The 12299-nt window shown below is 70.6% G+C and carries 7 protein-coding genes; 4 read left to right on the top strand and 3 right to left on the bottom strand.

Translation table 11 applies throughout. The features are described 5' to 3' along the window. Positions 1–44: 44 nt before the first annotated feature. Both RJ05_RS11240 and recC read right to left on the bottom strand, forming a co-directional pair. Positions 45–3368, bottom strand: coding sequence for a UvrD-helicase domain-containing protein (locus tag RJ05_RS11240; protein ID WP_036536575.1), 3324 nt, complete (start codon positions 3366–3368; stop codon positions 45–47). Further along, positions 3365–6721, bottom strand: coding sequence for an exodeoxyribonuclease V subunit gamma (gene recC / locus RJ05_RS11235; protein ID WP_036536573.1), 3357 nt, complete (start codon positions 6719–6721; stop codon positions 3365–3367). The genes RJ05_RS11240 and recC overlap by 4 nt, the downstream gene beginning before the upstream one ends. Positions 6722–6984: 263 nt before the next feature. Here recC and RJ05_RS11230 point away from each other — a divergent pair, with 263 nt between their 5' ends. Both RJ05_RS11230 and RJ05_RS11225 read left to right on the top strand, forming a co-directional pair. Then, on the top strand, positions 6985–7191 hold the full coding sequence (locus tag RJ05_RS11230) for a hypothetical protein (RefSeq protein ID WP_036536571.1): 207 nt from the start codon (positions 6985–6987) through the stop codon (positions 7189–7191). A 94-nt stretch (positions 7192–7285) separates the two neighbouring features. Then, complete coding sequence (locus RJ05_RS11225) at positions 7286–8182, top strand: serine hydrolase (RefSeq protein ID WP_081597282.1); 897 nt, start codon at positions 7286–7288, stop codon at positions 8180–8182. A 46-nt stretch (positions 8183–8228) separates the two neighbouring features. On the opposite strand, the gene RJ05_RS11220 is transcribed toward RJ05_RS11225, so the two are convergent. Next, positions 8229–9710 (bottom strand): cytochrome P450, encoded by a 1482-nt coding sequence (locus RJ05_RS11220; RefSeq protein ID WP_036536569.1) that lies wholly within the window; start codon positions 9708–9710, stop codon positions 8229–8231. Between the two features lie 229 nt (positions 9711–9939). Between RJ05_RS11220 and RJ05_RS11215 the strand changes: the two genes are divergently transcribed. Next, a complete protein-coding gene (locus tag RJ05_RS11215; protein WP_036536568.1) occupies positions 9940–11436 on the top strand; it encodes an NAD(P)/FAD-dependent oxidoreductase in 1497 nt (498 codons plus the stop codon). A gap of 109 nt (positions 11437–11545) precedes the next feature. Further along, on the top strand, positions 11546–12299 hold a 754-nt coding region (locus tag RJ05_RS11210), incomplete at its 3' end, for a hypothetical protein (protein WP_051016431.1).

Raw genomic sequence — 12299 nt, 5'->3', positions numbered from 1 at the left:
GGGCCTTCCCGCCTCGACCATGCCCACCTGCCGTGCCCGCGCCTTCACGCAGCACCTCCTGCGAGCAGGTCCGACAGATCGGTGATCAGCCCGGCGGGCGGCGTCCAATCGAACACCCCGCGCCCCGGCGGGGTGTCGGGACCGATCATGCCGCGCACGAACAGGTACGCCGCACCACCGAGGTGGCGCTCGGGTGCGTATCCGGGCAGCCGCCACCGCAGATATCGGTGCAGCGCGACCGAATACAGCAGCGCCTGCAACGGATAGTGCGAGCGCATCATCTCCGCGGCCATCCGGTCCCTGGTGTAGTGCTCGACGGTGAGATCACCGGTGCCGAGCCGGTTGGTCTTGTAGTCGACGATGACGAAGCGACCGTCCGCGATGCGCAGCACCGCGTCGATACTGCCGGTCAGGTAGCCGCGCAGCGGATTGTCGTCGAGAGTGTCGAGGCGATCGGCGTAGGAAGCGAAGTCGTCGGTGGCGGGCAGATGGGCCCGCAGCAGGCCCGCTATCGCGCGCAGGGTCGCCGCATCCTCGTTCGCGTTGTCCCCGCCGGCCAGCGGCAGCTCGAATTCCAGCTCGCACAACCGGTCCCGGGTCGCGATCCCGGCGAGGGCACCGAACGGAGTCGGCGTGCGCAGCACCGCCAGCAGCGCGGTGGCCAGCAGCGCGGGATCGGCGGCGGCCATCATCTCCTCGACCGTCTCCCGGCAGCGGGCATCCACCTCGGCCGCCAGGTCGGCGGCGTCGGTGTCGACCCGCTCGAGCGCCGCGTGCACCAGGGTGCCGAACTCGGCGCCGTAGGGCAGCTCGTTCATCAGCGACGGCGCGCCCGTTTCGGGTTCGGCGGCGAGCACCGGAACCCCGGTGGGCTCGTCGTCGGGTCCGCGCCCGTCCTCGGGTTCGCTGTCCGGGGCGAGGGCGTGCGCGGCGGCGGTCAGCGCCGAGTAGGAGGTGCGCCGCCACTGCTGGTCGAGCGTGCGGTCGAAGACGGCGGCGGCGAGTTCGCCGGTCATCGTCTCGACCCGCACCCGCCGCGGCCGCACCTGCTGCTCACCGTCGACGACCTCCACCGCCACCGCCGGACCCCCGGCCGCCGCCCACGCGATAAGCCTTTCCGCGACAACGGAATCCGGCGGCACCGGCACGCGCGGCGCGACCTGCTCCGCACCGCCGGAACGGCCGAGCAGCATCCGGTGCAATGGCGCGTTGTCGGTGGTGAACGCGGGGGCCCACCACGCCACCACCTGACACATGGCACGGGTCAGCGCGACATAGAGCAGCCGCAGCTCCTCCCCCGATTCCTCGGCTTCGGCACGGCGTTTGCGCTCGGTGTAGCCGGCTGCGTCCGGGCCGCCGACATCCAGGACGCGGACATCGTCGTCGTGGAACAGCAGCGTCGCGGCCTTGGGATTCCTCGCGCTGTCCCACGCGAACGGCAGGTAGACGACCGGGAATTCGAGCCCCTTGCTGGCGTGCACGGTCGCGATCTGCACCGCCGCCGCGTCGCGGTCCAGCCGTCGGCTGCGGTCGGTGACGGCGCCGGAGGCGGGATCGCGCACCCGGTCGGCCAGCCATCGGGTCAGCGCGGTCAGGCCGTAGCCCTCGCTGACGGCGAGTTGATCGAGCAGCTGTGCGATATGGCGCAGGTCGGTGAGCCTGCGTTCGCCGTTCTCGATCCCGAGCAGTCGCGGCGCCAGCTCGGACTCCGCCGACAGCTTCTCGAAGACCGCCGCGAACCCGGCCCGGGTGAACAGCCGAGCGGCTTCGCGTAGCTGTGCGCTGACCCGGCCAACCAGATCCGCTCCGCCACTGTCGATTTCGGCGGCGGTGATGCCGAGCAACGGCGTGCAGGCCGCCAGTCGCACCCGATCGCTGCGATGCGGTTGTTCGAGAGCCCGCATCACCCACAGCCAGTCGGTGGCACTCTCGGTCGCGAAGACGCTGGTGCCGCCCGCCAGGACCGAGGCAACCCCCACCCGGTCCAATGCTTCACGCACAACGTCGATCTGGGATCGGGTGCGCACCAGCACCGCGATATCCCCCGGGTCGATCGATCGCGGATCCGCATGCTCGCCCGCGTCGATGGTCGTCCCGGATTCCAGCAACCGCACGATATCGGCGGCCAGATCGGCGGCGACCTTGGCCCGCATCCGACCCACCGTCGGGAAACCGGCCTTGTTGAGCGGTCCGGCACCGGTGCGCGGCAGGACCCGCAGCCGGAAGGGCGTGGGGTCCCGGCCGGGCCCGGACAGCCGCGACCACGGCCGGGTCGCGGCCACCGGATAGACCGTGATGGCGTCGTGGCCGAGCGCCGCACCGCCCATCACCTGGTCGATGGCGCTGAGCAGGCCCGCATCGCTGCGCCAGTTCACGGTCAGTTCCCTGCGGGTCTCGGCATGGCCGACGGCATCGAGGTAGCTCAGCACCTCCGCACCGCGGAAGGCGTAGATGGCTTGTTTGGGGTCGCCGACCAGCACCATCGTGGTGTGCCCGTGGAAGACGCGGCGCAGGATGTCCCACTGCAACGGGTCGGTGTCCTGGAATTCGTCGACCAATGCGACCCGAAAACGGTCGCGGATCCGCAGGCAGGCGCGTGGGCCGTGCTCGGGATCGGTCAGCACCTCGTGCAGCAGCACCAGCAGGTCGTCGAAATCGCGCAGGCCAGCGAGGCGTTTGCGGCGTTCGGTCTCGGCGCGCACCGCCAGCGCGAACGCGACCCGTTCCCCGGCGAGGTCGTCGGTGTCCGGGACGAGCCGGGCGTGCCGGTCCCGGACCGCGGCCAAGGCCAGCGTGTGCGCCTCCTTGATGGTGAACGGCGGCGCGGTGCGTGCGTAGCGGTGCAGGTACAGATCGTCGGCGACGGTCTCGGCCAGCTCGTCGACGTTCTCGACCAGCCGCGAGCGCATATCGTGTTCACCCGCCAAGCCCAGCTCGTCGAGCATGCGCTGACAGAAGCTGTGCGTGGTCGCGATGGCGCCCGCGTCGAAGTCCGACAGGGCCGCCAGCAGCCGGGCGCGGCGGCGCCATACCTCGTCCTCGTCGGCAGCGGCCAGGTACTCGACCAGTTCATCCCCGCTCGCCCGCGCGGCCGCCGGGTCGGCCAGCGCCGCCGCGACACCGACGAAACGGTTTCTGGTGCGTTCGCGCAGTTCTTGCGTGGCGGCACGGCTGAAGGTCACCAGCAGCAGCTGCGAGATATCGATTCCGGCCTCGGCGACATAGCGGACCGCGAGCCCGACGATCGCATACGTCTTGCCGGTGCCCGCGCTGGCCTCGAGCACCGTGGTGCCGGTGGGCAGTGGACCGACCGGGTCGAAGGCGGTGTCGAGCGGCGGCGCCGCGGCGGGTGGGGGGTGAATGGTCATGGCTGACCCTGTTCCTCGGCTCGCAGCAGCGGCGCCCACAGCCGGCGCGACAGGGCGCCGAAGCGAGTGGTCTCACTCGGTTCGCCGGGTGGCGCCGGCGCCGCCGTGAGGTCCTCGAGGCGCGGCGCCGAGCCCCAGATGTAGCGCAGATGACGGTCGGTGTGCTCACCGTAGGGGCCGGGACCATTGGGACCACCGAGGAATTCGCGTTCGGCGGCGGCCAGCGCCTCCTCCACCGTGCCGCCACGGAACCGGCGTTCGGCGTAGGCGGCGGTGGCCGCGGTGGCGATCGGCAGCGGCTCGGTGAGCCCAGCATCGCGCAGGGCGACCAGCTCACGAAGAATCGTCAGCGCTTCCGGCGCCGACGGCGCGGTGATCTCCGAACGCCATGCGGGACGGCGGAATTGGCCGCGCCCGATGGTCACCGCCCGCCAGGGCCGGTCTTCGGTGGCGGCCAATGCCAGCAGCGACACCCACGCCGTGATCCGGTGCTTGGGCGCGAGCCGGGAGTAGGTGGTGCGCACCAGGGTGTCACCGCGCACCTCGGGCACGGTCCCGGTCAACCGGCGGCCGCCGCCGAGATCGAGCGCGATATCGACCGCCCGCGCGGGCCGTTCGTACTCCGGTTGCGCGATCCGCACCAGGGTGTCGACGGTGTGTTCCACCTCGTCGAGCACCGCGCCGCCCAGGCCGAACGGCGGCAGCGTCCCCCGCCGCCACTCCGCCGCCCGCAGTCCGGCCGGATCGGCGCCGGTGAGCCGCGCGGCCAGCATCCGTTCGCCGAGATCCCATTTCGCCAGGCCGTCCAGCTCGATGGGCAGCCGGTCGGCGATGTCGTCGTCCTGGTCGGGCACCCGCAACCCCAGCCGCTGCCACAGAAACGCGCGCACCGGATGTTCGGCGAACGACAGCAATTCGGCCAGCCCGATATCCACCGGTTCGGCCGGCGGGAGCGGCTCGGGCAGAAACGGCGGACGCGGCCGTGGCACACCACCCGCCGCCCGGGCACCGGCCAGCGCCACGGTATCGAAGCTGAACGGGCGCTCGGCGTGGAAATTGCGACGATCGAACGATTGCAGCGGATGGCGCGTCAGCACCTGCGCCATGCCTTCCGGTCCCACGTGGGCACGCAGCACGTCCAGCAGTTCGGCCACCGGGATGGCCGGCGGGCGATGCGTTCCGGAGACCGGGTCGGACCCGGTGTGCAGCAGCACCAGCCGCTCACCCGCGGCCATGATCGCGTCCAGCAGCAGTTGCCGGTCCTCGGCGCGGGGGTCGCGCTCGCCGAGCAGCGGGTTGCGGGCCAGCACATCGTCACCGTCCACGGCGCCCGCGCGCGGGAACACATCGTCGTCGAGCCCGAGCAGCACCACCACCCGGTGCGGCACCGACCGCATCGGCACCATCGTGCACACCGTCAGTTCGCCGGTGCGGAAGTTGGCCCGGGTCGGGCGCGCCGCCAGGCGCCCGGCCAGCAGCACCGCGACGTCGGCCAGCCGCAGCGCGATATCACCGGCGAAGGCCAGCGCGGCGGCGAGTTCGCGGCGGGCCTCGGTGCGGATCCAGGCCTGCGACTCGGGGACGTCGGTCAGCAGGTCCAGGGAGCGGGCCAGCGCGGCCGCCCAGTCGTCGGCGGGTCGCGGACCGCGCAGATCGCGCAGCGCGACCGCGAGCCGGTCGACGAACTCGGCGAACCGGCCGGCGAGATCGACATCGTTGCTGTCCACATCGTCGAGCGGCAGCGCGAGGTCGAGCCAGTCCGCGGAGCTCTCGCCCGCGGTGACGCCGAGCAGGATCCGGTCGACCGCGCTGTTGAGGGTGTTCTGTTTGAAATCGGCCAACCCGAAGCTCTGGCGCTGCCGCTGCCCGATGCCCCAGCGCGCGCCGGTCTCTGCCGCCCACTCACGCAGCCGCTCGATATCGTCGTCGTCGAAACCGCAACGGCGGCGCACGGTTTCCGAAGCGGCCAGATCGAGCACCTGGGTGACGGTGACGCGCCCGTCGGCCAGCTCGAGCAGCACCGAGATCACCCCGAGCAGCGGATTGGTCACCGCACGCCCGCGGTCGGCCAACCGCACCCGCAACCGATGCGCCGGATGCCCTGGCCGCCCCGAATCCCCCGCCGGCTCAACCGATCCCGCCACTTTCTGCCCGAATGCCGCCCGCACCAGCGGAGCGTACGCCTCCACCTCCGGGCACATGATCAGCACATCCCGCGGCTCGAGCGTCGGGTCGGCGGCGAACATGGCGAGCAGACAATCGCGCAGCACCTCCACCTGCCGCGCCGGGCCATGGCAGGCATGCACCTGCACGGTGCCGTCGGCGAGGACGGGAGTCGCGGGCCAGCGGTCGGCGCGGACACCGTCCTGGAGCACATGCAGCAAGCTCGGCAGGCCTGCGGCGCCGATACTGCCACCGCCTCCACCATGTCGCCGGTCGGTCGCCGCGGCAGGCAACCGCTGCTGCAATTCCCGCACATCACGAGCCAGACCCGCGAGCAACGGGTGCTGCACGGCTGCCGCGGTGCGGTCCTCGGCCCGGGTGGGTGCCGGGGCGATGCGGCCGAGCGCATCCCACATCGCCGGGCTCGGATGGGTCAGCCACAGGTGCACGTCGCGGCGCTCGGCCAGCGCCTCGATCACCGCGAGCTGGTCGGCGGGCAATCGGGTCGGGCCGAACAGCGACACCCGCTGCGGCAGCCGCACGATGCCGGGTTCGGCGCGCAGGACGTCGCAGGCGGGGGCCAGGCGCTCGGCCGGGCTGGGCGTGCCGATCTCCGCGCGCAGGCAGCGCCACAGGGCCGGCTGCCAGCGCAGATCGCCGGGCACCGGCGATCCGGCGCCATCGGTGTCGGCTCCGGCCGCCCAGTCGATGATGAGCTGCGGGCGCTGCGCGCCGTAGCTGTCGAACAGCGTCGCCAGATGCGCGGCGGTGGCGTAGCGGCGCCCGGCCCGGTGGCTCGATTCGCCGTCGCGCAGGCCGAGATGCCGGGCCAGCACCGCACACCAGGGCTGGGTCACCGAGGCGTCGATCACCCGCAGCAACGTCCACACCACGCGGTCATGCGCCCACGGATCGTCGGCGGGCGCCACCCCGCCCGCGGCGGCCAGCGCCTCGGCCACCAGGGCGGCGGGTGAAGGGAACTCGATATTGGCCGCGATACCGTCGCCGCGGGCCGCTGCGGAAACACCGAGCACACCCGAAAGCCGCTGCGTCAGCCACCGTTCCACACCCTTGGCCGGCACCGCGACCACTTCGGTGGCGAACGGGTCGGGCAACGGCTGCGCCAGCAGTGCGGCCAGAGCGTCGGCCAGCACGTCGGCGCGTTCGCCGCGATGGATGTGCAGCGGCATGCGCGCCCTTTCCTCCGATGCGGTCCGCCTCGGCACGCCCGGCCCACCACCACCGGCCCCGGTCGAGCACCTCGGCGCTTCGTGCTCTCGTTATACGCCCAGCGACCGACGCGCAACCGCAGCGGCCCGTCGCACCCCACGTGACATAGGCCACATACCCTAACGATATTCGGCCGTGTCGCCGGAGCATCCGCCGGGTGCTGTGCCACAGTCCTTCCCCGGGGAGGAACGGGAGACTGCACCGAAAGGCTGGTTCGCGTTTCATGGATGCGATGGTGATTCCCCTGGTACCGAGAGGCGGCTTCACTGTCCGCCGCATCGGCGACCGCTGGGAGCTCGTCAATTCGCGCTGCTACGGGCGCACCGTCGTTCTACACTCGTGGCCGCGCGATCAGCACGCCGAGGCGTTCGAACACTGCCATCGCCTCAACGAAGGCGCCACCGCGGCACGACAGGTACAGCACCGCTGATCCGCGCGAAAGTTCTTGCCACACAAGACTACCGATGCCAATAGCACAGGTGGCCGCTGAGCTCAAGACGTGCGTCGAGCGCACGGATATGCCAATGTGGTCCCTCGTGCGTTCCCCCATGGCCGCTACCGGGGCCAAACCCCGCGTCGCCGCATCTGCCTGTGTCCTTGCCGCCGCCGCCATCGCGCTTCCCGGTGTGCCCGCCATCCTGCCGACCGCCGCTGCCGCGCCGCTGGCCCACAGCCAAACGTGCCTGCCCGGTTTCGACTGCGATATGAGCAACCGGATCGCCGGCGTGAACGCCTACCTGAAGAACCGCCCCGGAGTCACCGGCTATGTGCTGCGCGACCGGGTGAGCGGCGGCGTGTACGCCAACGAGCATGCCGAGGATTCGGTGTGGACCGCCTCGACCATCAAGCTCGCCATCGCCGCCGACCTGCTCAACCGCGCGCGCGTCGGCGCCATCGGGCTCTCCCCCGAGGACCGCGGCCTGATGGAATCGATGCTGGCCACCTCCAACGATCAGGCCACCGACGTGCTGTGGAACAAGTACGCGGGCCTGGACCGGATGGCCTACAACAACGCCTTCCGGGCCAACGGCATGACCGGCCTGGTGCCGCAACCGACCAGCACCGCACTGTTCCCCGACTGGTCGTTCCAGAAGTGCACCGCCGCCGACCTGGACCGGCTGATGTCGCACGTGCTCGACCGGATGCATCCCGACGACCGCAACTACCTGATCGACCGGATGCGCAAGGTCGACATGAACCAGCACTGGGGTGTGTGGGGCGCCGGCGCCGCGATGCGGCCGGGGCTGAAGAACGGCTGGTCGGCCGAGCAGGGCGGCTGGGTGGTCAACTCGGTCGGCTTCGCCGGGCCCGGCGAGCGCTACACCCTGTCGATCATGACCTCGATGGGCGATCAGGGCGGATACACCGACGGTGCCGACACCGACACCAAGATCGCCGAGATGCTGCTGGCCGGACGCTGATCCGAAGACCCGGCTCCGAGTGCGGGTCACTCGGAGCCGGAACCGGTCAGCTGATGCGCCGCAACCGCATCGGCGCGTCGTCGCGGGGGAACGGAATCGTGGTGAAACCCCACGGCATGCGATACGGCTCGGGTATCGACCACTCGTAGTCGCGCACCAGTGCCGCGATCACGGTCTTCACCTCGAAGGTGCCGAAGTGCATCCCGATGCACTTGTGCGAGCCCGCGCCGAACGGCATCCAGGCCAGCCGATGCGATTTGTCCTCGCGCCGGGCTTCGCTGAAACGCTCCGGATCGAACAGCTCCGGGCTGGACCACAGCTCCGGCAGCAGATGATTCACCTGGTAGGCCAGATCGACCGGGGTGCCCGCGGGGATGTAGTGGCCGCAGATCTCGGTATCGCGCACCGCGCGCCGCACCAGACCCGGCACCGGCGGCATCAACCGCAGGCTTTCCTTCACCACCAGATCCAGATCGCGCATGCTCTCCAGTTCGGCGATGGTCGGCGGCGCCCCGGCAGTGTCGGCCGCCCTGACCTCCGCCCGCACCCGCTGCTGCCAATCCGGATGTTTGCCCAGGTAGTAGGCCACGGCGGTGGCGGTGGTCGTGGTGGTGTCGTGGGCGGCCATGATCAGGAAGATCATGTGGTTGACCACGTCGGCGTCGCTGAACACCGAGCCGTCGGCGTCGCGGGCATGGCAGAGCCCGGAGAAGAAATCGGCCTCCTCGCTGCGCCGCTTCTGCGGCAACATCGCGGTGAAGTACTCCTCGAGCACCTTGCGCCCGCGCAGCCCGGCCCGCCAGCGGCCACCCGGCATGGGATGGCGCACGATGGCCAGCCCAGCGTGCGTGCAGTCGACGAACGCCTCGGTCAGCCTGCGCCGCTGCGGGCCGACATCGGCGGCCATGAACGTCTCGCCGGCGATGTCGAGGGTGAGTTCTTTGATGGTCGGAAACAGTTTCACCGTGGCACTGGCGCCGCGGCCGGGCGGCACCCAGCGGTCGACCACCTCGCGCACCACCGGCGTCAGCGCGGCCAGATGCGCCTCGAGCCGTTCTCGGGTGAAGGCCTGCTGCATGATCCGGCGATGGAACATGTGCTCGTCGAATTCCAGCAGCAGTAGTCCGCGCCGGAAGAACGGGCCGATGAAATAGTCCCAGCCCTGGCCGAAATCGCGGCGGCGGCCGAGCACCTCATCGATGGCTTGCGGCCCGGCTGCCAGCACCCGCTCCATCCCCAGCGAGCTGTTGAGCGTGACGGGTCCGTAGCGCCGGTAACGGTCCATCATTTCGGCCGGTCCCCAGCGCATGTAGTGCAGCGCGCGGCCGAGATACGGCAGCCCGGCATCGCCGTCGACGGCGGTGGCGGTGCTGCCGGAGGGCGGGTTGGCGAGTACTCGGCGTCGGGCCGGGATCAGGCTCAGCGCCCGATCGATCGGATGCGCGCGCGGGATCTCGATCAGCGCCGAATTCTCCGATTCGACACGCACGCGGGCTTTTTCGACGGCGGCACGGTCGACGGTGACCATGGCAGACCTCCCTGGGCGAGGAACCTCCATGGTATTCGCTTGCGGGTGTTCTCCGGCGGCTTCACCGGAATCGGGCTTCACTTCCTACAGCGAACAACATTGCGTGATCGCACCGACACGCCCCGCGATCGGGGATCTCGCCGTGACGATGGCGTGGGCGCCGACTACCGTGTGGCATGTCAGAAACGTTCGGCGGGGTCACCCCCCAGTCTGTCGAGGAGCAGCGACGATGAGCACTGAAACCGTGGAGAACCGTCGTCACCAGGTGGTGGTGATCGGTTCCGGCTTCGGCGGCTTGTTCGGGACCAAGCACCTCAAGAACGCCGATGTCGACGTCACCCTGATCTCCAAGACCTCCACCCACCTGTTCCAGCCCCTGCTCTACCAGGTCGCCACCGGCATCCTCTCGGTCGGCGAGATCGCGCCGGCCACCCGGCTGGTGCTGCGTAAGCAGAAGAACGCCCAGGTCTTGATGGGTGAGGTCATCGATATCGACCTGAAGGCCAAGACGGTGACCTCCCGGCTGCTCAACCAAGACACCGTCACCTCCTTCGACAGCCTGATCGTGGCCACCGGCGCGCAGCAGTCGTATTTCGGCAACGACCATTTCTCCACCTTCGCCCCCGGCATGAAGACCATCGACGACGCCCTCGAGCTGCGTGGCCGCATCCTCGGCGCCTTCGAGCAGGCGGAGCTGGCGACCACGCAGGAAGAGCGCGAGCGCCTGCTGACCTTCGTCGTGGTCGGCGCGGGCCCGACCGGTGTCGAACTCGCCGGGCAGATCGCCGAATTGGCCGACCGCACCCTCGAGGGCACCTTCCACAACATCGACCCCCGGGACGCGCGGGTGGTGCTGGTCGAGGGCGCCGGCGCCGTGCTCGGGCCGATGGGTCCCAAGCTGGGCGGTAAGGCGCAGCGGCGGCTGGAGAAGATGGGCGTGGAGATCCAGCTCAACGCCATGGTCACCGATGTGGACGCGCACGGCGTCACGGTGAAGGACCCCGACGGCACCATCCGGCGCATCGAATCCGCCTGCAAGGTGTGGTCGGCCGGTGTGCAGGCCAGCCCGCTGGGCAAGATGCTCGCCGACCGCTCCGACGGCACCGAGGTCGACCGGGCCGGCCGCGTCATCGTGGAACCGGATCTCACCATCAAGGGACATCCGAACGTCTTCGTCGTCGGCGACCTGATGTCGGTGCCGAACGTGCCCGGTCAGGCCCAGGGCGCGATCCAGGGCTCCACCTACGCCGCCAAGCAGATCAAGGCGGGCCTGAAGGGCCACACCCCCGAAGAACGCAAGCCGTTCAAGTACTTCAACAAGGGCAGCATGGCGACGGTGTCGCGGTTCAGCGCCGTCTGTCAGGTCGGCAAGCTCGAGTTCGGCGGGTTCATCGCGTGGCTGGCGTGGCTGGCACTGCACCTGTACTACCTGGTCGGCTACCGCAGCCGGATCATCACCGTCATCCAGTGGTTCGTCACCTTCCTCGGCCGCAGCCGCGGTCAGATGGCGGCCACCGAGCAGTGGGTGTTCGCCCGATTGGCCCTGGAGGCGATGAACGGCGAGGACGAGGGCGAAGCCGAAGTGGTCATGTCGGCGCTCGGCGACCCCTCGGCGAACAGCTGGAAGGCCGCGACCAGCGGCGCGGGACCCACCACCGAGGTGGCCGCCGACGGAAAGCCGGAGAGCGCACCCACCGAATCCGACCGCACTCGCGCCACCGGCTAACTTCCGGCAATGGCGGCTGATCCGATCGGCCTGTGAAACCACCCATCCGGGTGTGCGACGAATCCGAATGTCGAACAGACATCGGACTCACTCCGGATGAAAGGCAATCATGGCCACAGCCAAGCACAGGATGATCCACCCGCAGCGGCAGAAGGTCGGGTCGATCGTTGTGGCGGGCGCGGTTCCACTCGTCATGGCGCTCGTCGGCACGGGCACCGCCTCGGCCACCACCCAGCCGGCGCAGTCGGCCACGGTGACCGGCCACGCACCCGGCACAGCAGCATTCGGCGGTTCCGCGCAGGCGGCACCGATCGCGGAACCGGGCGCAGTACCGGCCCCTGAGGCGCTCGCAGCGGCTCCCACTACGGGCCAGTCGGCCGCCCAGCCCGGCGCGCACACCACGCTCGCGTGGTCGCGTCCGGTCCCCGACAAGTCCTACCTGGCACCCCTCGGTGATCTGCACGCTCCCACGCAGGTGCAGCCGGTGGCGCCCATCGCGCCGCCGCCGGGTCAGCTGCGGTTCGGTGACGTCTCCATCGAGTCGCCGGCCTGGCTGGATCCGCAGCAGGCCGCGCAGGTCAACGACGGCGCCGCCAACGCCGAGGCGGGCCTGGCAACCTTCCTCGACTCGGTCGGCATGGAACGCAGCCGCTCGGACCGGGTCGCCAGCCAGACCATCGGCGCGGCCGCGGTCGGCGCGGTGGCCGGTGCCGGTGCGAGCACCCCGCTGGCGGCCACTTCGGCCGTGGTCGGCGCGGTCGCCGGCTTGGTCGCCGGGGTGCCGTTCCTGCCCGCCGGGCTGGTCGCGGGACCGATGCTCGGCGCCGCCATCGGTGCCGCGGTGATCGCGGTGCCCGCCGCCG

Source organism: Nocardia cyriacigeorgica NBRC 100375 (genome assembly GCF_000308555.1).
Classification (GTDB): domain Bacteria; phylum Actinomycetota; class Actinomycetes; order Mycobacteriales; family Mycobacteriaceae; genus Nocardia; species Nocardia cyriacigeorgica.
This window is presented reverse-complemented; position numbering and strand designations above follow the sequence as displayed.

What these genes read in the sequence shown, in the direction of transcription:
- RJ05_RS11230 (WP_036536571.1), top strand. Translation starts at nt 6,985, where the DNA reads ATGGATGCGATGGTGATTCCCCTGGTACCGAGAGGCGGCTTCACTGTC.
- RJ05_RS11220 (WP_036536569.1), bottom strand. Translation starts at nt 9,710, where the DNA reads ATGGTCACCGTCGACCGTGCCGCCGTCGAAAAAGCCCGCGTGCGTGTC.
- RJ05_RS11215 (WP_036536568.1), top strand. Translation starts at nt 9,940, where the DNA reads ATGAGCACTGAAACCGTGGAGAACCGTCGTCACCAGGTGGTGGTGATC.
- RJ05_RS11225 (WP_081597282.1), top strand. Translation starts at nt 7,286, where the DNA reads ATGTGGTCCCTCGTGCGTTCCCCCATGGCCGCTACCGGGGCCAAACCC.
- RJ05_RS11240 (WP_036536575.1), bottom strand. Translation starts at nt 3,368, where the DNA reads ATGACCATTCACCCCCCACCCGCCGCGGCGCCGCCGCTCGACACCGCC.
- recC (WP_036536573.1), bottom strand. Translation starts at nt 6,721, where the DNA reads ATGCCGCTGCACATCCATCGCGGCGAACGCGCCGACGTGCTGGCCGAC.